Below are 23,138 nucleotides of genomic sequence, written 5' to 3'. Positions count from 1 at the left end.
TGGGTATATGTAATATTTTTATCATGATTTATGAAAAAGCAAGCTCATCATATGCTTTTTTTAATTGTTCTTTGGCGTGGGTATGACCTTGATGTGCAGCTTGTTCAAGCCACTTTTCTGCATGACTATAACTTCGGTCTAACCCAAGTTGTCCATTTAAGTAGCTGAGTCCCATTTTATACTGAGCTTCTTGATCTCCACGCAAAGCAGCTCTTAAATAGCACCACATAGCATTACGATTTGCGATTTCATCTAAACTTAGATTTTGATCTTCAAAATGATGTGCTTGCGCTTTTTCGAGAGCAGCTTCGGAAGCATTCTGTTCAAATGCTCGACGAGATGTTGAATCTCCTAAAAAACGGTTAAAAATATGTACCAACATATACAACCTCCTTGCTAATCCATTAACAAAGTAAAAGAGACTGCTAATCACAAAAAAATGATTAGATATAATTAATCTAGCTGATTTTTTACACTTTGCAAATAGTTAAATGTAATTTGTCAATTGCGATTTTTACACATTTGTTAAAAAATACATTATTTAACAAACCAACAATTTTTATTTAAAGTATTAAATCACGCACTGTAATTTTATTACATTGAGAAAATTTGCTATATTTAGGTTGTTTTTTGATTTCGGATAGAATCTGTGAAACGCTCAAGTGTTTTCATCACAGTCTTGCTTAGTTTGTTTATGTTCCAAAGTCTTTGGAATGTAGCGGCAGCTTTTTGTGATCATGAAAGCACTACACTTCCATCACAAAGTCTAATTAGTCAGCATTTTGGACACCATAATGCGCCTGATTGTACTCAGGATCAGCAGCAGCATCCGCAGCTATTGGATGTGTATGGGATAGATAAACCGATTTCTGATCAGTCCGCATCAAAACAATTATCAGCACACCAACATGATGTGCGCTCCAATGATTTCCTTAATCATATAAATGATGATCATCGTGACCATTTGCCTTCCTTTGCGCATTTTATTGTGGTTGATGATCAGCAACAAACAGCGCAGCCTAAGTTTATAGGCTACCCTGAATCCCGCTTTATTGGCTGGAATAATTTGTACCAGTCACCTGATCTATATTTGCCCAATCCTCCGCCTCTCTCATCCCCGCTATAAGGTGGGGTAGCCAAAAAGATTGCCCACCGCTAATGGTTTAATTTAGTGGGGCATTTTTATGTCAAAAGAAATACGTAATTTAGTACAAAAGCCTGTATTTGGTTTTAGGCCGTCTTTGCTCGGTGCACTGATGTTGAGTGTGATGTCATCTCTTAGTTGGGCAGACAACCCATCTCAAGCATTAACCTTACAACAGGCAATTGCAAAAACTGAGCAATATCAGCAAACGCAGAACGTCTGGCAAACACAGCAACAAATTGCAACTGCGAACATCAAACAAGCAAAACTGTGGACAAATCCAGAGTTATCCGTATCGCAAACGGGTTTTGGTTCCAATCAAGATCAAGAGCTTTCAATTGGTGTTTCTCAACGTTTGGATATTTTTGGTGAACGTAGGTCAGCACAGCGGTTGGCACAACTTTCAAAAGACCAAAGTGACTTAAATCAGCGAATTTATCAGGCACAACTCGAATTGGCTGTGAAATACCAATGGTCACAGCTTGCCATTTTTGAATTAGAACGCAACGTGGTTCAAGAGCAACTCAACGTCAGTGAAGAAAATCTGAATGCAATTCAGAAGCGCTATCAAGCGGGGAGTGTCGCTCAGGTTGATGTAGATCGTGCCAGACTGAGTCATGCAGAAAATGCTCGCTTATATCGTCAAGCCGATTTGCAGGTGCAAGTTGCCAAGCAGCAATTATCCAATCTTTGGGGGGACGCTGATAAATCCATTCGTATTGGTTTAAATCCTCAATCTTTATGGCCGTCTTCTACACACCAACAGGTACAAGAATATCTCGCGGACAATCTTTTTGAAAAATCACGTCAGTTACAGGTGTTGCAAGCAAAAGCGACAGTGGCGCAATTAAAAGCTTCGGCACGGCCTAATCCGACTGTGAATTTAGGCGTGAATCGTACTCGATCACCTGAAACCTCGACTGACAATGCTTTAGTTGTGGGGGTCTCTATCCCATTGAATATTTTCAACCGCCAGCAATATGGTGTGCAAATTGCGCAAGCAAAGCAGTATTTACTCAGTAGACAACAGGAATTTTATCTCCGCCAAAATGCTTTGCAGGTGGGAACATTGTTGACTGAATTGCAAGGACTGGAAGTACAGTTTAAAGCAGTCGATGAGTCTCAGATTCCGCTTGCAGCTCAGGTTCAACGTAAAACTTTGCAGGGGTTTACTGTCGGTAAATTTGCCGTTAACGATGTGCAACTCGCAACGTTACAGTTGCAAGAAGTGCGTTTGAGAAAAGTGCAATTATTGAAAGATGGCTGGCAACGTGCCATTGAAGCGGAAAGTCTGAGTCTCGGTATTGAACCAAGTCAAATCATGGCAAAAGACGCTTTAGCTCAGATCAATCAGAGTTTATGGCAGGAAACACAAGCTTTACCAATCGTGGGCGGGGGAAATTAATATGCTGAATCAATTTAAATCTTTTAAACTTCAGAAAGGCAAAATTTCTCAACGCCTACTGATCATCATTACTATTGTAATGACTGCTCTTATTGCCATGGGGTTGTTCTTTTCAACCAAAAAAGGCACGAGCAAAGAAGGCGGTGAAAAAGAAGCAGAACATGCTGAAGAAGGACATTCACATGATGAAAATGCTAAAGGAACCACCAAAGATGGTTCCGAAGAAGCGAAGCACAGTGAAGAAGAGGGTGGCGAGAAAGAGAATGCTGAAGCCATTAGTTTGACTGCTCAGCAGATCACTGAACAAGGGATTAAACTAGCTAAAGTAGAGATGGGTACTGTTACCAAATCAGCTTCTTATCCTGCAAAGGTTATGGTCAATACCGACCGTCAAGCACATGTATCACCTGCATTTAGTGGGCAGGTGGTTGCAGTCAATGTTGAGTTAGGCCAGCGTGTGCAAAAGGGGCAGGCATTGGCGACCTTGGTGGTGCCTGATTTGGTTGATCAGCAGGCGAATTTACAGGTCGCACAAACAAGCTTAGAGCTGGCACGTCAGGACTATGAACGAGAGCGTCAGTTATGGTCACAAGGTATTTCTGCCAAGCAGGATTATCAACGGGCTTACAATGCCTATAAGCAAGCACAGATTCAGGTACAAGCCACCAGATCTCGTTTATCTGCTTTTGGTGCCTCATCGAGCAGTAATGGTCGCTATGTTCTCACAGCACCAATTGCAGGCATTATCAGTAAAAAAGACTTGGTCATGGGTGAAAATGTACAGCTTGCCAGCCAGTTATTTATCATCGATCAACTGGATCAGTTATGGCTTGAATTTATTGTACCAAGTTCTGAATTCTCAGCGATTGCACCCAATCAACAGCTTGAATTTAAGTCGCTGCAAACGGGGAATACCTTTAAAGCGCAGATTCAAAGTTTAAATAGTGAAGCTGATGTGCAGACAGGGCGTTTACAAGTGCGTGCCAAAGTGTTGTCGAATGCGGCTGAATTGCGCCCGAATTTGATGGTCAATGTTCAGCTACAACAGCAAGGCACTGCTCAAGCATTGCGTGTACTGAAAAGTGCTATACAGAAAGTTGAAGGAAAAGACGTTGTTTTTGTTTCCAGTGAACATGATAAGAAAATCGAGTTTACTGCACAGCCTGTTGTACTGGGTCAGGTATCCGGTGATGGTCAGTGGGTTGAAGTGAAGTCTGGTCTGACTCAAGGTCAGCAATATGCAGGCCAGGGTAGCTTTTTGCTGAAATCTGAATTGGAAAAAGGAGAGGCGAGCCATGGGCATTAATGATTCTTCTGATTCTAAGTTAGATCTCGATGCGGATTCAGCATTACCTCAACCTGAAGGTTTATTTGATCGACTGATTCAATTTTCGATTAAAAATGCCATTTGGGTCATGCTGTTTATTGTGGCATGGATTGGCGTAGGGATTTACGGTTATCAAAAACTACCGATTGATGCTGTACCTGATATTACCAATACCCAAGTGCAAGTGAATACCCAAGCAGCTGGTTTTACCGCATTAGAAGTTGAACAAAGGATTACCTATCCCATCGAAACTGCGATGGCGGGTTTACCAAAGCTAGAGTTGACCCGTTCAATTTCCCGTTATGGTTTATCGCAAGTGACCATTATTTTTAAAGATGGGACGGATATTTATTGGGCACGACAACAGATTAATCAACGCTTACAAGAAGCCCAAACCGAACTACCAGATGATATTGCACCGACAATGTCCCCTGTATCGACAGGGCTGGGTGAGATTTATCAGTGGGTGATCAAGGCTGAGCCGAATGCGAAAAAACCTGATGGTACGCCCTATACAGCGATGGATTTACGTGAAATTCAGGACTGGATTGTACGACCGCAGTTACAACGTGTTCCTGGTGTTGCAGAGGTCAACTCCATTGGTGGCTTCAATAAAACCTATGTGGTCACGCCTGATTTAAATCGTTTGCAACAATTACAAATCCCTGTCAGCGATCTACAAAACGCTTTAACTGGAAACAATGAAAACCGTGGTGCTGGTTTTATTGAAACCAATGGGCAGCAATTGACAGTACGTGTCCCAGGAACCTTGAACAATATTGAAGATATTCAAAATGTAAGTATCGGCAATAAAAATGGTTTTCCGATCCGAGTTGCAGATGTAGCGACTGTTTCGATTGGACATGATCTACGTACAGGTGGTGCAACTTACAATGGCGAGGAAACAGTACTCGGTATCGCCATGATGATGATGGGTGAAAATAGCCGTACTGTGGCGAAATCAGTGGATGCCAAAATCAAGGAAGTTCAGCAGTCTTTACCGAAAGGTATTGTGATTCAAACCGTATATGACCGGACAGCTTTGGTCGAGCGTGCGATTAGTACGGTACAGAAGAATCTTGTAGAAGGGGCCATTCTGGTCATTGTTATTTTGTTCCTATTTCTTGGTAATTTCCGTGCAGCGTTAATTACTGCGTGTGTGATTCCGTTATCGATGCTGTTTACTTTGGCGGGTATGGCTGAGCAGAAAATTAGTGCCAATCTGATGAGCTTAGGCGCACTGGATTTCGGGATTATTGTGGATGGTGCGGTCGTTATTGTTGAAAACTGTATTCGGCGACTGGCAGAGGCACAGCATGCAAAAGGCAGATTACTCTCACGAGCAGAACGTTTTAAAGAAGTTTTTCTTGCGGCTAAACAGGCACGTCGCCCTTTAATCTTTGGTCAATTAATTATTCTGGTGGTGTACTTACCTATTTTTGCCCTGTCTGGTGTTGAAGCAAAACTCTTCCACCCAATGGCTATGACGGTGGTATTGGCATTGGTGGGCGCAATCATTCTTTCGGTTACTTTTGTCCCTGCTGCAGTGGCTTTATTTGTTAATGGTGAAGTTAAAGAAACAGAAAGTCGCTGGATGCTGTGGTTAAAGCAAAAATATGAAAAACTACTCAATTTAGCCTATAACTTTAGAATGTTAGTCGTCACTCTTGCGGTGAGTATTCTGTTTTTAACGGGCGTGCTTGCCACTCAAATTGGTAGTGAATTTGCACCCACCTTGAGTGAGGGCGATTTTGCAGTACAACAAATGCGTTCACCAAGTACTGGCCTAGAGCAGTCTTTACGTATGCAGGAGAATACTGAAAAGTTATTGCTCAAAGAGTTTCCTGAAATCAAAGCCATATTTGCCCGCACAGGGACGGCAGAAGTGGCAACAGATGTCATGCCGCCTAATATTTCCGATGCTGTGGTGTTGTTAAAGCCACGTGATGAATGGAAGAATCCAAAGCAAACAATTGATGAGCTACGTCAACGTATGATTGCATTTCTTGGTACATTACCCGGAAATAATAGTGAGTTTTCTCAACCGATTGAGCTGCGTTTCAACGAATTAATTTCTGGTGTGCGAAGTGATGTGGGGATCAAGATTTTTGGCGATGATATGGAGGTGTTGAATCAGCAAGCCACTAAGATTGCACAACAAATCAAAGGGATTACTGGCGCAACTGCCGTCAATGTGGAACAGACTTCCGGCCTACCACTTTTAAATGTTGAAGTGAACAAAGCCGCGGCAGCGCAGTATGGTTTGTCGGTGAGAGCGATTCAAGACTTGGTGGCAACCAGCGTCGGTGGGCAGAATGTTGGGCAAATCCTACAAGGTGACCGCCGTTTCGACTTTGTGATTCGTCTGGATGATGCTCAACGTACACCTGAGCATTTGGCTGTTTTACCTATTCAAACGCCAAACGGAGGTCTAATCCAACTTCAGGATGTGGCTAAAGTTGAAAATATCCTTGGTATTAATCAGGTCAGTCGTGAAAATGGTAAACGTCGTGTCGTTGTGACCGCCAATGTCGAAGGGCGCGATTTGGGCTCATTTGTCACAGAATTACAATCGACTTTGGCGAAGCAGGAAATGCCTGCGGGTTATTGGTTGAGTTATGGCGGACAGTTCGAAAACCTAACCTCTGCGAAGGCACGTATGCAGCTGGTCGTTCCACTGGCGTTGATAACTATTTTTGTGCTGTTGATGGCCGTTTTCCATAACTTTAAGGAAAGTTTGCTGGTATTTACTGGTGTGCCATTTGCACTGTGTGGTGGTTTGATTGCACTGTGGCTTCGAGGTATACCATTGTCGATGTCTGCAGGTGTGGGCTTTATCGCGCTCTCAGGTGTGGCAGTATTAAATGGTTTGGTGATGTTGACCTTTATTAAGGAATTACGTCAACAACTGGATGTTTATCAGGCCACATGGCAAGGTGCAATTTTACGTTTAAGGCCCGTATTGATGACGGCTTGTGTGGCATCGTTAGGTTTTGTGCCGATGGCGTTGGCTACAGGGACAGGTGCGGAAGTTCAGCGTCCACTGGCAACCGTGGTGATTGGCGGCATCATGTCATCCACCTTACTGACTTTGGTGATTTTACCGGTGATTTATCGCTGGATGAATGAACGTAAAGTTAAAGCACAAACGGATGGTTGATCGTTAATTTAAAAATAACCTCACCGTTCTTAGCCAAGAAGGGTGAGGCATTGAAACTGTATAGACAGTTTATTATTGGCTAACAGGCAATACACCTAAACTAATGATGGTGTAATTTTGATTTACAGGTTGAGTGGTTTTGTTAAATGCTTCACTGACTTCAAGCAAATATTGCCCTGAATAAGGAAAAGTGACTGTCGCTGAACCATCTTGAGCAACCGAAACTTTTTGTGCTTGTTTATCTGTTTGCCCTTGAGCACGGATGAGCAGTTCAGCGTTTTTGAGTGCTTGTCCTGATTTTTTAATCAAGATTTGTATAGGTTGCTGCGCAGTAATGCTGTTGGGATGGGTTTTAAATTCGACTTGTATTGCAGCATCAGTGTTGTTTTGAATAGGTGACGTTTTTTCTTTAGAAATGTAGCTTTGGATTGACCATTCTCGGTTAATGGTGATCGGTACAGGCGGTTTCTTAAAGTCAGCTGGAATCACATATTCACGTTCAGCGATCTTACCTGCTTTCTCAGCAGGGACATCAAAAAGCATTTTCCATTCTTTATTATATTGGACATATTTGAGTGGGAAAGATGCTTTACTGAACAGGTGATAGGTGCCTGCTTGTGGTAAGGCTAAGTCAAACACCGTAGCCGATTTTAAAGTGCTTGCAGCTTCAACTTGTAACTTGCTCTGATCTGGTTGAATCACGTTGAGCGCGGTTTGTTTCATGGCATGTTCTGCATTCAGTGCTTCTTCAGCATAGGATGCAATCACTGGGATTTGTGTATTTGTGGTGTTATAGCCCAGAGGTGCAACATAGGGTTCATGTGCATAACTATAAGAGCAAAGAAGTACAGAAAGGTAGAGGTATTTTTTCATTGTCGATATTCCATTAACAGGGGTATTTGAACTGTGGAAAATATAGTCGCCATTATATAGAAGAAACCTTATTATTGATAATAATAATTATTATCAATAATAAATAGAAAAAATATTCATTATTTTGATAAAACAAAATCAGAGGTATGAACATGAGTGAGCAACAAGGGCATGATCATAGTCATGCTGTCGTCACAGAAGGAAATGTAAAAAAACTAACCTTTGCATTGGCATTAACCAGTACCTTTCTAATTGTTGAAGTGATTGCGGGTTTCATGACGCAAAGCTTGGCCTTATTGTCCGATGCCGCACATATGTTTACTGATGCAGCAGCATTGGCAATTGCATTGGTTGCTATCAAAATTGGTAAATTACCCGCAGATGATAAACGGACCTTTGGCTATCAGCGTTTTGAAATTTTAGCAGCGCTATTTAATGCCATGATGCTGTTTGTGGTTGCAATTTATATTCTCTATGAGGCGTATCAGCGCTTTAGCCAACCCCCTGAAATTCAGAGTGTCGGTATGATGATTGTGGCAGTTATTGGGTTGGTGATTAACCTTATTTCAATGAAGATTTTATTCTCCAGTTCAAAGGAAAGCCTCAATATAAAAGGTGCTTATCTGGAAGTGTTAAGTGATGCACTGGGTTCTGTGGGGGTGATCATCGGGGGCGCAATTATTTATTTCACCGGCTGGATGTGGGTGGATACGATTATTGCTGTACTCATTGGCTTTTGGGTCTTACCAAGAACATGGGTTCTGCTAAAACAAAGTATCAATATCTTACTGGAAGGTGTGCCTGAGGAAATTGATATTGAGAAATTACGTAATGATCTTTTATCGGTTAAAGGTGTAGAAAGTATTCATCAACTTAAGGTTTGGGCTATTACATCTAAAAATGTGCATCTGACAGTACATTTATTTGCACCAGAAGCGGATCGGAATCAACTGTATCAACAGGTCATGGAAATGCTCAGCCATCAACATGGGATTACTGAGATGACGCTACAAATTGAAGACAATGAGTGTATGGTGCATTCGCATGAATCAGATGGGCATGATCACAGTAATGCTGATGATGACACACATACAGATGAAGCAAAAAACCATTCACATTAATTAAGGTGAATGGTTTGATTTGAACATGAGGCAAAGCTGAAGGATTAGATTTGCCACTCATGATTGCAGTCACGGCACTTCCAGCTTTTATTGGCTTGCATAAATGATTGCATTGATATTTTAAAATCAGGCAGATCACGCCAAAACATTACCCCTGCAATCACAGCTGCAATGAAGACCACGACTGTTGCAATTTGCAATGTTTGACCTGCACCGTTGCTGAAAATCCACATCACAATACTAATGACGACCAGTAACAACAAAATAAACAGTAACGGAATCAAAAATACCAAGCTTTTTGGAACAACAGGACGTACAGCAGGCGTATTTCCATGGGTAACAGGCAAGATTTTTCGACTTTGGCACTTTGGACATTGGTATTGCATGGTGGCTCCACATTTATAATCTAAGCATATTCTAATCGTTCTATTTTAGAATGCAAAAAAGACTGAATAGCAGCTTAAAATCAAAATTTAGGCAATAAAAAACCCAAGTCGCTATGCTTGGGTTTTTTACAAAGATGTCGCCATCTTGAATATGGCGTCCCTACGGGGATTCGAACCCCGGTTACCGCCGTGAAAGGGCGATGTCCTAGGCCTCTAGACGATAGGGACAAGTGAGGCAACACAGGTAAAACTTTTGGTGGAGTCAAGGAGGATCGAACTCCTGACCTCTACAATGCCATTGTAGCGCTCTACCAACTGAGCTATAACCCCCAGTCTGTGTGAGCGCAATATTAGGGATATTGCGCTCACACGTCAACAGAAAATTTAATTAAGCTTCATCAACTGCATTATTTTTCGGCAATTTAATGCTTTCGTTCAGTTTTTCCCAAACTTTTGCTTCTTTTTTGCTCGGGCCACCCACAATTTCAAGTGCATGACGTAAACGGGCAAAGGTTAAATCCGGGCCAATGGTGACCATCGATTGCATCACAGGAGTAGATGATGTTGAACCAGCAATTGCGATAAAGAATGCTGGCATGAAATCACGGAGTTTGATTTCCATTTGATTCGCCAAATCCATCAATGTTTGGCTCACAGTATCGTTGTTCCAGGTAAACAAGCTTTCTAAACGCCAAATTGCAAATTGTAAGCTTTGACGAACTTGTTCTTCAGTCAACTTTTTGCTGTCAAATTGCTCTTTGGTCAATGTTGGGAATTGATTGAAGTAAAAACCAGCCCAATTTACTGCTTCAGACAGTAAGTTAATACGTGGTTGAATGGCCGCAGCAATATCTTCTAAGGTTTGGCGATCAGATTTCCAAGCCAAAAGTGTATTTAACAGTTCAGCAGGGCTGAGTGCTTTGATCCATTGTCCATTGAGCCAGTTTAGTTTTTCAACATCAAAAATTGGACCACCCAAAGACACACGCTGAATATCAAAGTGTTCAATCATTTCAGCCAAAGAGAATTTTTCTTTTTCATCTGGCATTGACCAACCCATACGGCCTAAATAGTTCAGTAAGGCTTCAGGCAGCACACCGATGTCTTTGTAGTAGTTGATTGAGGTTGGATTTTTACGTTTAGACAATTTTGACTTGTCTGGGTTACGCAACAATGGCATATGGCACAATGTTGGCATGTCCCAACCAAAATATTGGTAGAGCAACTGATGTTTTGGTGCAGATGGAATCCATTCTTCGCCACGAATCACATGGGTGATTTCCATTAAATGGTCATCGACCACATTGGCTAAATGATAAGTTGGCAAACCATCTGTTTTGAGTAGGATTTGCATGTCGACTTGCGCCCAAGGGATCTCTACTTCACCACGAAGTAAGTCATTGAATTGGCAAACGCCTTCTTCAGGGACTTTCATACGGATCACATGGGCTTCACCCGCAGCTAAACGCTGTTGTACCTCTTCTGGGGAAAGTTTTAAGCCACGACCGTCATAACCAGGGGTTTCACCACGGGCTTGTTGTTCAGCACGCATTTGATCAAGCTCTTCCGCTGTTGCGAAACAGTAAAAGGCATGACCTTTTTCAACAAGTTCCAAAGCATATTGTTTATAGATTCCCATTCGCTCAGATTGGCGATAAGGAGCATGAGGTCCGCCGATATCAGGCCCTTCTGACCAATTTAAACCTAACCAACGCAGTGAATCTAAAATCATTTTTTCAGATTCAGGTGTTGAGCGGAGTTGGTCGGTATCTTCAATACGAAGAATAAATTCGCCACCATGTTGTTGTGCAAAGCATAAATTAAACAAGGCGATATAGGCAGTGCCTACATGCGGAAAACCAGTTGGAGAGGGTGCAATACGAGTACGGACTTTCATAACTAAATATTATTCAGAATGTAAATTGAAACTATTATAACGAAAAAGCCCAACTGCTTAAGGGTTAATTCACCAATAAACGATTGGGCTTCTAAATTCTTTTGAGGAGCGTAGAATTTATTTTTCTAAATCAAATTTTTACAAAGTATGCGGTTGGAATAAAGCTTGTACAAAACAAGAAAATTTTTGATGTTGTTCAGCTAAAAAGTTTTGTGAGGCTGTGGTTTTAATCGACGTTAAAACTTTAAGCTGATCTTTATCTGAGATCAGTTTATTCTCGCCACGCTTTTGTTGATTGAGCGCTTTTTCAATCGGTGATTGTTTATCTACCACAACAATTAATGATTGTATTGGCTTGGTCGTATCTTTAATTGCAGCAGTATGGCCTGTTTGTGCCATCACTGTGAGTCCTAGACTTAAGCCCAAGATCTTTAAATAAGAATCATTCATTCCATCGGCTCCCCTTGACGGTCAAATTTTTGTTCTTGAACATGTTTATTGTAGCAAAACAACTTACAAAAAGCATAACTACGTCACATTTTTTAATAATACTACACAAAAAATGTTTAAAAAACAATCATTGAAACGAAATGTAATATTTTAATTGATAACATATAAATGTGGATGAATCGTGAAGAATTCAAGTTTAGGTTAATTTGTGTAAAAAATATACTCAATAATTTACATGAGTAATACACATTTTTAGATATCTTAAATTATGAATAAGATAGTTTAAATATTTATAAGTAATTGATTGTTAAATTAAAACAATAAAAATATAGTGCTTCTAAATCATTAGAAACCGAGAAAGAAATGAAAAAACTACTGCTTTTAAGTGCGATCAGTTTAATCGTCACAGGGAATGCCTATGCAGCGAAAGAATTTTTAAATGTATCTTACGATCCTACCCGTGAATTTTATCAAGAATATAACAAGAGTTTTGGTCAATTTTGGAAATCAAAAACAGGCCAAGATATTGAATTTAAGCAGTCTCATGGTGGTTCTGGTAAGCAAGCACGCTCAGTGGTAGATGGTTTGCAAGCAGATGTGGTGACACTGGCTTTGGCTAATGATATTGATGAAATTGTCAATGCGGGTCTGATTGAAAAAGGCTGGCAAAAAGAATTTCCGAATAATTCTGCACCCTACACATCTACCGTTGTTTTTTTAGTACGTAAAGGCAATCCCAAAGCAATTAAAGATTGGAATGATTTGGTAAAACCGGGGGTTGAAATTATCACACCAAACCCTAAAACAGGCGGTGCGCCGCGTTGGATTTATTTATCAGCGTGGGGCTATGCATTAAAACAACCGGGTGGTAATGATGCAAAAGCGCGTGAATTAGTCAAACAAATATATAAAAATGTCAAAGTGTTAGATTCAGGCGCACGTGGCTCACTCACAACATTTGCTGATCGTGGTATTGGCGATGTTTTGTTGTCTTGGGAAAATGAAGCAATTTTGGCGACGTCTGGTCCAGATAAAGATAAATATCAAATTATTTATCCATCCATTTCAATCCTAGCTGAGCCTTCAGTCGCAATCGTCGATAAAGTGGTTGATAAAGATGGTAATCGTAATTTAGCGAAAGGCTATTTAAATTATCTTTATTCACCTGTAGGGCAGGACTTGGCAGCAAAATATAATTTCCGTCCGCGTAATGCCAAAGCTGCGGGCAAATATGCGGCAAAATTTCCAAAAATTAAACTCTTTACCATAGATCAAGTTTTTGGTGGTTGGGCAAAAGCGCAAAAAACCCATTTTGCCAATGGGGGAATTTACGATCAATTTACGGCTGAAAAGTAATTTTAATCAAATACAAACAAGTCCTCTTTGATCAAAGGGGGCTTTTTTTAGCTTTATACATTTGTGATAAAGAAATAAATGAAACAAACAAAATATACGCCACAACGATGTTGAGCGCTTTCATCAATTAAAACCATAGATTGATTTTTAATCTGTTCTAAGTTTACGGGTATTTCGCTTTTTGATTGAAGTTTATTCGCTTATTTCATATATTTAGAATAATTTTAGCGATGTTAGCACTCATAATATGAAAACTAATTTTAAAGCACTGATGAGTGCTGTGGTTATTGCGACGGGATTAACTGTTGCAACGACAGCAAGTTATGCTGCTGACCGTGAATTTTTAAATGTGTCTTATGATGCAACGCGTGAGTTTTATGATGAGTTTAATAAATCATTTGGCGCTTACTGGAAATCTCGTACAGGTAAGACTGTTGATTTTAAACAATCGCATGGTGGTTCGGGAAAACAAGCACGAGCTGTGGTTGATGGCTTAAAAGGTGATGTAGTGACCTTAGCTTTGGCCAATGATATCAACGAAATTGTGAAATCAGGTCAAATTAATCCAGGTTGGGAAAAAGAATTTCCAAATAACTCAGCACCGTATACGTCTACCGTTGTGTTTTTAGTACGCAAAGGCAATCCCAAAGGTATCAAGGATTGGACAGATTTGACCAAACCTGGTGTACAAATCATTACCCCTAATCCTAAAACAGGCGGTTTACCACGCTGGATCTATCTCTCAGCTTGGGGCTATGCACTTAAACAACCGGGTGGTAATGATGCTAAAGCACGTGAGTTTGTTTCTAAGATGTACCATAATGTAAAAGTTATGGATCCAGCTGCACGTGCATCGATGACCACATTTGCTGAACGTGGGATTGGTGATGTTTTACTGACTTGGGAAAATGAAGCCATGGTGAGTAAGAAAGCATCTGGCAATAAATTTGATATTGTCTATCCATCGATGTCAATTTTGACTGAACCGTCAGTGGCAATTGTTGATAAAACAGTAGAGAAGAATGGCAATAAATGGTTAGCAACGGGTTATATTAACTATTTGTATTCTCCAATAGGTCAAGATATGGCAGCACGTCATTTCTATCGCCCGCGCAATGCAAAAATCTTAGCTAAATATTCCAATCAATTCCCTGAACTGAAAACATTTACCATTGATGAAGTCTTTGGTGGTTGGGCAAAAGCACAGCAGACGCACTTTGCCAATGGCGGTGTTTTCGATCAGATTTATAATAGCAAGCGCTGAGCATCAACTATTTTGATTGAAAAAACCTCCTTTTTCGGAGGTTTTTTCATTCTGTTATGAATCAGTTAGACTAATATCAAAGTGAGTAATCAATTTAAACTATGGATATTGTACTAAGGCTTGCGACTGAAAATGATATTGAGGTTATTTTTGATATACGAACGTCAGTCAAAGAAAACCATTTGTCAAAACAACAACTGACTGAACTGGGTATCACTGAGTTGGTAATATTGGATTTAATTCAAAATACTTCGACTGTCTGGCTTGCAGAGCTGCAGCATCAAGTGTGTGGTTTTTCGATCGTAGATTTAACCGACGGCAGCGTATTTGCCATGTTTGTCCACCCTGATTTTGAAGCCAAAGGTGTCGGAACTGCGCTTTTGAAAAAAGCAGAAGATTTATTATTTGAATCTTTTCAAGAAATTTGCTTGGAAACCGATCACAAAAGTCGTGCTTTTGAATTTTATCTCCGACAAGGTTGGCGTGTTTCAGCGTATTTTGACAATGGTGATGTAAAAATGCTCAAGACACGATAACGCTTTATCGTAGGATGGATGAGCTATTTTTTGTACTGAACTTTTATAAAAAGCACTTTAAAACGGTTTTCTCTATAAAAAGTAATATTTCCCTACAAAAAGTCGTTTGGAGCTTTGGCAAAACAAGGTAATAATGTGCAGTTACTTTTTTTGCTTAAACTGAAATCATAATTATGTCTCATATTTCTGTATTACTACATGAAACTGTCGATGCTTTACTTGCAGATCGCAATACAGGAATTTACGTGGATGGGACATTTGGACGTGGTGGACACACCCGTTTATTGTTGTCTAAATTAGATGAACATTCAAAAGTTTATGCTTTTGATAAAGATCCACAAGCGTTAGAAGTGGCATATCAGTTAGAAAAAGAAGATCCTCGTTTTAAAATTATTCATGCCAGTTTTGCAGATTTACAACAAGAATTAAATCAATTAGATATTTATCAAGTCGATGGGATTATGGCAGATTTAGGGGTGTCATCACCACAGCTAGATCAAGCAGATCGTGGTTTTAGTTTTATGAAAGATGGACCACTTGATATGCGTATGGATAATTCTCAAGGACAAACAGCCGCAGATTGGCTAGTGGATGTAGACGAAGAACATTTGGCCAATGTGATTTTTCAATATGGTGAGGAACGTTATAGTCGTCGTATTGCACGTGCGATTAAGCAAGCAGGTTATATTGAAACCACTGGAAAATTAGCGGAAATTGTGAAAGTTGCGCATCCTAAGTGGGAAAAGAATAAACATGCTGCAACACGGACGTTCCAAGCTATTCGTATTGAAATTAATAAAGAACTCGATGACGTACATACCTTTTTACCTCAAGCCGTAGATTTGTTAAAATCAAATGCACGTTTGGCCGTCATTAGTTTCCATTCACTTGAAGACCGGATTATTAAACAATTTATTCAAAAAGAATCAACGTTGCCAGAAGATAATGGTTGGGGATTGCCTCAAAAAGTACAAGATACTCGTCGACTGAAAAAAGTTGACAGAATTCGTGCCAGTGAGGAAGAAGTCAAAGCCAATCCTCGTTCACGTAGTGCTTGGCTTCGAGTTGCAGAACGCTTAGAACAAAAAGGCGCAGAATGAAACAAGAAATTATAGAAGAATCAAGTCATAAGCTGGCAATAAAAAAAGCGATTGTTTATGGCGTATTGGTTGTCGCAGTGTTGATCAGTGCCTTCATGGTGGTGTTGCAAGTCTTTGCTTATCGTCATGATTTTCGTGATTTAAATAGTTATATGCGTGAACGTGAAGATATCAATGCGGAATGGGGACGTTTGCTCATTGAACAACAAACATTTGGTGCAACTGCGCAAATTGGAACACGTGCAGTAACACAATTGAGAATGTATTCACCGCCAGCTGCGCAAACAGTTGTCATTTCATTACCAACTGAATCAGAGCAGAAGAAGTAAGGCATCTGTATGGCAGATAAGCAAACTAAACCGACTCGGCAGCCACGTAAAAAGCAGCCTTCCATTACCCAGAAAAGTACTGTATCGATAGATATGTGGCGTTTCTATTTAATGTGGGGCGTGGTGCTTTTATGTTTTGTCGGCTTGGTCGGACGTGCATTTTATGTGCAAGTGATTAATAAAGACTTTTTACAAAATAAAGCCAATGCCAATATTCTACGTTCTGAAACATTAAAAGCCATGCGTGGTGTGATTAGTGATCGTCATGGCGTACCTTTGGCAATCAGTTCTCCAATCATGAAAGTGGTGATTGATCCACGTGAATATTTTGAGACTAAAAAACAGTTTGATACCATTACGGCTGAATTACAGAAGACACCCAACAGTCGTAAACTCAAACGCCAATTGCCTGATGAAAATTTAAATTTAGATGAATTGGCAGATGCTGTTGGTCTTGATCGTGCAGACTTAAAAAAACGTTTAAATGAACGTCCACGTTCTCGTTATTTGGTACTTAAAAAAGAAGTTCCGCCACCACAAGCAGATTTTATTACCCAACATAAATTTGCTGGTGTTTATGCCGAAAAAACCTATAAACGTTATTATCCTCAGCCGCAGCCCAATGCGCAAATTATTGGTCTCACCAATAGTGAAGGGACGGGGATTGAAGGTTTAGAGATGCAGTTAAACTCCCGTCTGGCTGGTGAAGATGGTGAGCAAAAGATTTCTCGTGATAAACATGGTAACCGTATTACCACTCCTGAAGTTGTAAAAGAAGTGAAAGCAGGGGAGAACATCACCTTAAGTATCGACTCACGTTTGCAATATATTATGTATCGTGAGTTGACTGCGGTGGGTGTTGCCAATAATGCACGTTCTGCTTCTGCAATTGCTGTGGATGTAAAAACGGGCGAAATTCTGGCTATGGCGAGTTGGCCTTCTTATAATCCTAATGATAAAAATGGCTTAAGTAATAAAGATGCCATGCGTAACCGTGGGGCAATTGACATGTTTGAACCTGGTTCAACCATGAAACCTTTTACCATTGCAGCAGGCTTGGAAAGTGGCAAATATACCCCAAACTCGGTGATTAGTACCAGCCCGGGTTCGATGCGTTTAGGTTCACATACCATTCGTGATACGCATAACTATGGTTCGTTGACTGTCACTGGCGTGATTATCAAATCATCGAACGTCGGTTCGGCAAAAATTGCCTTGTCTTTACCAAAAGAAACCTTGCCAAGCTTCTTTAGAAAGGTCGGATTTGGTCAGCGTTCGGCGGTTAAATTCCCTGGTGAGAGTGGCGGTTTAGTGCTTCCACCTGAAAAGTTAAATTCGTCGCAAATTGGTACAATGGCTTATGGCTATGGTTTAAATGCGACGATTTTACAGTTGGCGCAAGGCTATGCAATGTTGGCCAATCATGGTGTGGAATATCCTTTAAGTCTCTATAAATTAAACGATCAGCCCAAAGGCAAACAGGTTTTAGCGCCTAAAATTGCTGATGAAGTTTTGTTGATGTTAGAGCAAGTCACGATGCCTGGTGGTACTGCAAAACAAGCCAATATTCCTGGTTATCGCGTGGGTGGTAAAACAGGTACAGCACACAAGTTGCGCCCTGACCATAGAGGTTATTCGAATACTGAATACCGTGCTTTATTTGCCGGTGTGGCACCGATTAGTGATCCTCGTTTGGCGGTTATTGTTGTAGTCGAAAATCCGCGTGGACAATACTATGGTGGTTTGGTTGCCGCTCCAGTGTTTGCCCGAATTATGCAAGAATCTTTACGTTTAATGAATGTGCCTTTAGATAAACCTCTTGAAACGGCTAAGGCCAAGCCATAGGTAAACTATAATGATTAATTTTCAAGATATTTATAAAGTTGATAATACAAAGGCTTGGATGTCTGAGTCATTTAATGGCTTTTCTCTAGATAGTCGTTATGTACAACAAGGGCAAATTTTTATTGCTTTGACCAGTTATTCGCAACCAGAAAAAACCACACAATTTGCTCAAATTGCTTTAGACAAAGGCGCATTGGGCATTATTAGTGAAACAGATTTAGGTTTTGAATCTGCATTGATCTGTCCAGATGTTCGTCAGTTGATGGGACAATGGCAAAAACAATATTTACAAGCAACATCCCCTGTAAAAGCTGCACGAATTCTTGCAGTCACGGGAACCAATGGTAAAACCACGATTTCACGCCTCATTGCTGAATTACTGGCATTACAAAATAAAAAATGTGCAGTGATGGGAACTACGGGGAACGGGATTCTACCAAACCTAGAAGCATCTTCGCATACCACTTTAGATGCGTTGCATTTACAAAATCTTCTGCATGATTTTGCTATGCAAGGTGCTGAATTCGCTTCAATTGAGGCAAGCTCGCATGGTTTGGAACAAGGTCGTTTAAATGGTTGTGATATTGAGATTGCTGCATATAGTAATCTGAGTCGAGATCATTTGGATTATCACGGGACGCTTGAAGCCTATGCTGAAGCGAAAGCGTTGCTGTTTAAATTTGCTGCGTTAAAAGTTGCAGTAATTAACATAGATGATGCGCATGCAGATCTAATGATGAATGCTGCAAGCAGCAATCTGTCACATCCGAAAGTATTGACTTATTCAACCTCTAAAGCGGCTGATTACCAAGTATTTGGGATTAAATATAGCCTAGATGGGGCAACATTCCATCTCAAAACAGCCAAAGCTGAATTTACCGTGAATAGCCCATTGCTTGGGCATTTTAATATTGAAAATTTGGTGGCCAGTTTAATTGTTGCTGAACAAGCAGGTTTTGATTTAAAACAACTGATCGCAACCGTACCTAACTTAAAAGGTGCACCAGGACGTATGCAGGTGATTCGTGATCAAGATCGTCTGTTTGTGGTGGATTATGCACATACACCAGACGCTTTAACTCAGGTTTTAAAAACCTTAAAACGTCATGTTGAAAATCAGCTTTGGGCCGTCTTTGGTTGTGGTGGTGATCGAGATCGCGGTAAACGCCCATTAATGACCAAAGCAGCTTTGGAACAAGCCAATCCTGTGATGATCACATCAGATAATCCACGTACAGAAAATCCTGAGCAAATTTTTGCCGATATGAAGCATGAAATTGATTTTAGCCAGCATGAGGTTCACGAAATCCGTGATCGCCGTGAAGCAATCAAATATGCAGTAAAGCATGCACAATCAGGTGATATTGTTGTGATTGCCGGAAAAGGGCATGAAAATTATCAAGAAATTGATGGTGTTCGTCATTGGTTTGACGATGTCGTTGAAGTGCAATCGGCAATAGATGCACAACACCATAAACCCAATTCAGCTTATCCAGCTCATTAGGAATAAGAGATGCACACCTCTACCACCAGTACTGTGCCTTTGGAGCCATGGTCAGCAGCACAACTTGCTGAAGCAACTCAAGGTTATTGGTATTTAGATCAAGCACCACAAGGTGAAATTAAACGTATTTTGACTGATTCACGTCATGCTGAATTAGGTGATGCTTTTTTGGCGCTCAAAGGTGAGCGTTTTGATGCACATGATTTTGTTGCCCAAGTGGCTGAGAATGGCTGTCAAATTGCCATCGTGAGCCAACCTGTTGATGTAAATATCTGTCAACTTGTCGTGGCAGATACACGTTTGGCATTGGGGCATTTAGGCGCGTATCGTCGTGCTCAACATCCACAATTAAAAGTGATTGCACTTACAGGCAGTAGTGGTAAGACCACCACCAAAGAGATGTTGGGGAGTATTCTTTCACGTCTAGCGCCGACCTTGATTACACGTGGCAATTTAAATAATGATCTTGGTGTGCCAATGATGCTATTGGAGCTGCGTTCAGAGCATCAATATGCGGTGATGGAACTTGGTGCAAGCCATCAAGGTGAAATTGATTACACCTCAAATCTTGTACAGCCACATGTTGCTGGTATTTTAAATATTGGAACTGCGCATTTAGGCGAATTTGGTGGACGTGATGGAATTTGCCGTGCCAAATCTGAAATTTACCGTCATATTGATCAAGCTGGAACAGCAATTGTTCCTGCTCATGATGATTTTACCGATACGATTCGCCAAGTGGTAGACACTGAGCAAGTGTTAAGTTTTGGACAGGGTGGCGAGGTCTTTGCAACAGATGTTCAGTTATACGCACAGTCTGCAATCTTTACCCTTAATACGCCTCAAGGTGCAAGAACCGTCAATCTTCCTTTTGCAGGTGAACATAATGTCCATAATGCAGAAGCAGCGGCAGCATTTGCCTTAGCGATTGGTGTTGGTTTAGACGATATTGTGATCGGCTTGGAGTCGGCACAAGGTGCAAAAGGGCGTTTGAATTTTATTCATAAGCACAAGCATTTATTTATTGATGATACCTATAATGCCAACCCGACTTCAATGCGTGCAGCAGCTGAAGTACTTGCGCAACAGCAAGGGATCAAAGTGATGGTGATTGGCGATATTGGTGAACTAGGCGATACTGCTGCGCAGCAACACTATATGTTGGGTCGTGATCTGGTTTCAATGGATGGGATTCAATTTGTTGTTGCAGTAGGTGAGTTTGCTCCTGCTACACAAGAAGGTGCGCGAAGCACTCAATATGGTAAAAAATTACAAGCTTTTCTTAGCCAAGAACAAGCTTTACCTTTATTGTTAAGTTTAATTGCAACACATCAACCACAGTCCATGAGTTTCCTGTTTAAAGGTTCTCGCTATACCCATATGGAAACGTTGATGGCTGATTTGATGGAGAAAGTTTAATGCTGTATTGGTTATTTCAACACTTGGCGGGTTATGAGAACGCGTTCCAAGTTGTTCGATACTTATCGTTACGAGCATTGCTCAGTGTATTGACTGCACTTGCGATTGGTTGGGCCTTGGGACCAGTAATGATCCGTAAATTACAAGCGCTCAAATATGGTCAGGCTGTTAGTTCATATGCACCTGAAAATCATGCAAAAAAAATGGGTACACCGACAATGGGCGGGATTTTAATTCTGCTTTCGATCGGGATCAGTACCTTGCTTTGGGCAGATTTATCCAATCCTTATGTATGGATTGTCTTGGCTGTTATGGTGATCTTTGGTGCTGTAGGTTGGGCAGATGATTGGATTAAAGTCCGTTATAAAGACAATGCAGGCTTACCTGCCAAGAAGAAATTCTTTTGGACTTCTGTTGGTTCCTTGGGGGCGGGTATTGCGTTATATGTCATTGCAACTCAGCAAGACAGCCCCGTACATACAGCGAATATGCTGGATTTGTTGATACCATTTTTTAAAAATCTGAGTATTCCATTGTCCTCAATTCCATTAGGTATTGGATTCATTATTTTTACCTATCTGGTAATCAATGGTGGATCAAATGCAGTGAATTTGACCGATGGTTTAGATGGTCTTGCGATCATGCCGATTGTTTTGGTTGCCGCAGGTTTAGGTGTTTTTGCATACTTGGCAGGTGATATACGCTTTGCCAATTATTTACATATTCCCTATGTAAAATATACCTCTGAGCTGGTGATTATTTGTGCTGCAATGATTGGAGCGGGTTTAGCATTTCTTTGGTACAACGCGCATCCTGCCCAAGTCTTTATGGGAGATGTTGGCGCATTATCATTGGGTGCAATGCTGGGCACTATCGCGGTAATGGTTCGTCAAGAGATCGTCTTTGCAATTATGGGCGGTGTCTTTGTTGTAGAAGCGATCTCGGTATTCTTGCAAATCGGATCATTACGTATGCGGAATAAACGTGTATTTCTTATGGCGCCGTTGCATCATCATTATGAGAAAAAAGGCTGGCGTGAGACTCAAGTGGTGATCCGTTTTTGGATTATCACAATTATGCTGGTAGTTTTAGGTCTAATGACATTAAAATTACGTTAAGCCAAAGTGATTTGAAAAGTCGGCATTAGCCGGCTTTTTTATGGCCTAAAAATATCTTTTGGAGAATACAATGAATTTGTTGATGTGCCCTGTATGTCGTGAGGCATTGAGCCTATCGGATCGGACTTGGCGCTGTGTAAATAATCATAGCTATGATGTGGCAAAACAAGGCTATGTGAATTTACATGTAGTACAACATAAGCATAGTAAAAATCCAGGGGATACGCCTGAATCTGTACAAGCACGCCGTGGATTTTTAAGTGGTGGATTTTATGCACCTTTACAGCAAGCCGTTGTTGAGAAAATTCGTGAGTTAGGTGTTGAAAACCTGTTGGATATCGGCTGTGGTGAAGGCTACTATACCGATGCAATGCAACATCAAGTGATGCAATGTATTGGGGTTGATATTGCAAAAAATGCAGTTCAGGTTGCTGCAAAACTCAATAAAGATGTGACATGGATTGTGGGAACAGGAGCGACTCTACCTGTTTTGGATCATTCGATTGATTTGTGTACCAGCTTATTTAGCCCGATCCCAGAAGAAGAAATACTCCGAGTACTTAAGCCGAAGGCTTATTTGATGGTGGTGACACCTGCGCCAGAGCATTTATATGGGATGCGTGAGGGCTTGTTTGATGAAGTTAAAGCCCATGAACCGCAAAAGTTTGTCACGCAATTACAGGCATCTTTTGAATTAATTGAACAGCCGATTATTGAAACAACGTTTGAGCTGGATCAAGCACAACTCAAAAACCTGATTGCGATGACCCCTTATGCTTATAAAGCAAAACCTGAAAAGCGGTTAGTTTTAGAAGCACAAGCTAAAACTACGTTAAAGGCAGCCTTTCAAATTTATATTTTTCAGAAAAAATAATAGAAATTTAAGCCATAAAAAATGCCATCA

At 40.7% G+C, this 23,138-nt stretch carries 20 protein-coding genes and 2 tRNA genes; 15 read left to right on the top strand and 7 right to left on the bottom strand.

Going from position 1 to position 23,138, the window contains the following annotated elements; genetic code table 11:
- Positions 1 to 28: 28 nt before the first annotated feature.
- Positions 29 to 382, bottom strand: coding sequence for an SEL1-like repeat protein (locus tag ASC84_RS18770; protein WP_004816626.1), 354 nt, complete (start codon positions 380 to 382; stop codon positions 29 to 31).
- 267 nt (positions 383 to 649) lie between these two features.
- Between ASC84_RS18770 and ASC84_RS18765 the strand changes: the two genes are divergently transcribed.
- Genes ASC84_RS18765 through ASC84_RS18750 form a run of 4 tightly spaced genes read left to right on the top strand, consistent with a single transcriptional unit; the run spans position 650 to position 7,036 of the window.
- Positions 650 to 1,126 (top strand): hypothetical protein, encoded by a 477-nt coding sequence (locus ASC84_RS18765; protein ID WP_056517521.1) that lies wholly within the window; start codon positions 650 to 652, stop codon positions 1,124 to 1,126.
- Between the two features lie 58 nt (positions 1,127 to 1,184).
- Positions 1,185 to 2,549: a TolC family protein gene (locus tag ASC84_RS18760; protein ID WP_056517518.1), complete on the top strand. Its 1,365-nt coding sequence runs from the start codon at positions 1,185 to 1,187 to the stop codon at positions 2,547 to 2,549.
- A gap of 1 nt (position 2,550) precedes the next feature.
- A complete protein-coding gene (locus ASC84_RS18755) occupies positions 2,551 to 3,855 on the top strand; it encodes an efflux RND transporter periplasmic adaptor subunit (RefSeq protein WP_056517517.1) in 1,305 nt (434 codons plus the stop codon).
- The gene (locus ASC84_RS18750) at positions 3,845 to 7,036 is read left to right on the top strand and encodes an efflux RND transporter permease subunit (RefSeq protein WP_004725386.1); all 3,192 of its coding nucleotides are present in this window, start codon (positions 3,845 to 3,847) and stop codon (positions 7,034 to 7,036) included. The genes ASC84_RS18755 and ASC84_RS18750 overlap by 11 nt, the downstream gene beginning before the upstream one ends.
- 72 nt (positions 7,037 to 7,108) lie before the next feature.
- On the opposite strand, the gene ASC84_RS18745 is transcribed toward ASC84_RS18750, so the two are convergent.
- Positions 7,109 to 7,909 carry a DUF4198 domain-containing protein gene (locus tag ASC84_RS18745; protein ID WP_056517514.1) on the bottom strand — a complete coding sequence of 267 codons (801 nt, stop codon included), beginning with the start codon at positions 7,907 to 7,909 and terminating at the stop codon, positions 7,109 to 7,111.
- 152 nt (positions 7,910 to 8,061) lie between these two features.
- Between ASC84_RS18745 and ASC84_RS18740 the strand changes: the two genes are divergently transcribed.
- Complete coding sequence (locus ASC84_RS18740; protein WP_056517512.1) at positions 8,062 to 9,030, top strand: cation diffusion facilitator family transporter; 969 nt, start codon at positions 8,062 to 8,064, stop codon at positions 9,028 to 9,030.
- Between the two features lie 44 nt (positions 9,031 to 9,074).
- Here ASC84_RS18740 and ASC84_RS18735 read toward each other — a convergent pair whose 3' ends face one another.
- From ASC84_RS18735 to ASC84_RS18715, 5 genes are all read right to left on the bottom strand, one after another.
- Entirely contained in the window at positions 9,075 to 9,416 is a 342-nt protein-coding gene (locus ASC84_RS18735; RefSeq protein WP_004725393.1) for a hypothetical protein, read from the bottom strand.
- Between the two features lie 152 nt (positions 9,417 to 9,568).
- Positions 9,569 to 9,644, bottom strand: a tRNA-Glu gene (locus ASC84_RS18730).
- A gap of 26 nt (positions 9,645 to 9,670) precedes the next feature.
- A tRNA-Ala gene (locus ASC84_RS18725) sits at positions 9,671 to 9,746 on the bottom strand.
- A 58-nt stretch (positions 9,747 to 9,804) separates the two neighbouring features.
- Positions 9,805 to 11,313 (bottom strand): glutamate--tRNA ligase, encoded by a 1,509-nt coding sequence (gene gltX, locus ASC84_RS18720; RefSeq protein WP_056517510.1) that lies wholly within the window; start codon positions 11,311 to 11,313, stop codon positions 9,805 to 9,807.
- Between the two features lie 138 nt (positions 11,314 to 11,451).
- On the bottom strand, positions 11,452 to 11,763 hold the full coding sequence (locus ASC84_RS18715; RefSeq protein ID WP_056517508.1) for a hypothetical protein: 312 nt from the start codon (positions 11,761 to 11,763) through the stop codon (positions 11,452 to 11,454).
- Positions 11,764 to 12,126: 363 nt separating this feature from the next.
- Between ASC84_RS18715 and ASC84_RS18710 the strand changes: the two genes are divergently transcribed.
- The 10 genes from ASC84_RS18710 to ASC84_RS18665 all read left to right on the top strand — a co-directional run bounded on the left by ASC84_RS18710 (position 12,127) and on the right by ASC84_RS18665 (position 23,108).
- Complete coding sequence (locus tag ASC84_RS18710) at positions 12,127 to 13,119, top strand: sulfate ABC transporter substrate-binding protein (RefSeq protein ID WP_004725400.1); 993 nt, start codon at positions 12,127 to 12,129, stop codon at positions 13,117 to 13,119.
- 247 nt (positions 13,120 to 13,366) lie between these two features.
- Positions 13,367 to 14,383 carry a sulfate ABC transporter substrate-binding protein gene (locus tag ASC84_RS18705; protein WP_004816643.1) on the top strand — a complete coding sequence of 339 codons (1,017 nt, stop codon included), beginning with the start codon at positions 13,367 to 13,369 and terminating at the stop codon, positions 14,381 to 14,383.
- A gap of 101 nt (positions 14,384 to 14,484) precedes the next feature.
- Positions 14,485 to 14,919 (top strand): GNAT family N-acetyltransferase, encoded by a 435-nt coding sequence (locus tag ASC84_RS18700; protein ID WP_056517506.1) that lies wholly within the window; start codon positions 14,485 to 14,487, stop codon positions 14,917 to 14,919.
- A 173-nt stretch (positions 14,920 to 15,092) separates the two neighbouring features.
- Positions 15,093 to 16,019 (top strand): 16S rRNA (cytosine(1402)-N(4))-methyltransferase RsmH, encoded by a 927-nt coding sequence (rsmH, locus tag ASC84_RS18695; protein ID WP_056517503.1) that lies wholly within the window; start codon positions 15,093 to 15,095, stop codon positions 16,017 to 16,019.
- A complete protein-coding gene (gene ftsL / locus ASC84_RS18690) occupies positions 16,016 to 16,348 on the top strand; it encodes a cell division protein FtsL (protein ID WP_004725407.1) in 333 nt (110 codons plus the stop codon). The genes rsmH and ftsL overlap by 4 nt, the downstream gene beginning before the upstream one ends.
- 9 nt (positions 16,349 to 16,357) lie before the next feature.
- A complete protein-coding gene (gene ftsI, locus ASC84_RS18685; protein ID WP_004816649.1) occupies positions 16,358 to 18,193 on the top strand; it encodes a penicillin-binding protein PBP3 in 1,836 nt (611 codons plus the stop codon).
- A 7-nt stretch (positions 18,194 to 18,200) separates the two neighbouring features.
- The gene (locus ASC84_RS18680; RefSeq protein WP_056517500.1) at positions 18,201 to 19,697 is read left to right on the top strand and encodes a UDP-N-acetylmuramoyl-L-alanyl-D-glutamate--2,6-diaminopimelate ligase; all 1,497 of its coding nucleotides are present in this window, start codon (positions 18,201 to 18,203) and stop codon (positions 19,695 to 19,697) included.
- A 9-nt stretch (positions 19,698 to 19,706) separates the two neighbouring features.
- Positions 19,707 to 21,116 carry a UDP-N-acetylmuramoyl-tripeptide--D-alanyl-D-alanine ligase gene (murF, locus tag ASC84_RS18675; protein ID WP_056517497.1) on the top strand — a complete coding sequence of 470 codons (1,410 nt, stop codon included), beginning with the start codon at positions 19,707 to 19,709 and terminating at the stop codon, positions 21,114 to 21,116.
- The gene (gene mraY, locus ASC84_RS18670; RefSeq protein WP_056517494.1) at positions 21,116 to 22,234 is read left to right on the top strand and encodes a phospho-N-acetylmuramoyl-pentapeptide-transferase; all 1,119 of its coding nucleotides are present in this window, start codon (positions 21,116 to 21,118) and stop codon (positions 22,232 to 22,234) included. Before murF ends, mraY begins: the two co-directional genes overlap by 1 nt.
- A 70-nt stretch (positions 22,235 to 22,304) precedes the next feature.
- Positions 22,305 to 23,108 carry a putative RNA methyltransferase gene (locus ASC84_RS18665; RefSeq protein WP_056517491.1) on the top strand — a complete coding sequence of 268 codons (804 nt, stop codon included), beginning with the start codon at positions 22,305 to 22,307 and terminating at the stop codon, positions 23,106 to 23,108.
- Positions 23,109 to 23,138 lie beyond the last annotated feature (30 nt).

The organism is Acinetobacter sp. Root1280 (genome assembly GCF_001425285.1).
In the GTDB taxonomy this organism is placed as follows: Bacteria; Pseudomonadota; Gammaproteobacteria; order Pseudomonadales; family Moraxellaceae; genus Acinetobacter; species Acinetobacter guillouiae.
This window is presented reverse-complemented; position numbering and strand designations above follow the sequence as displayed.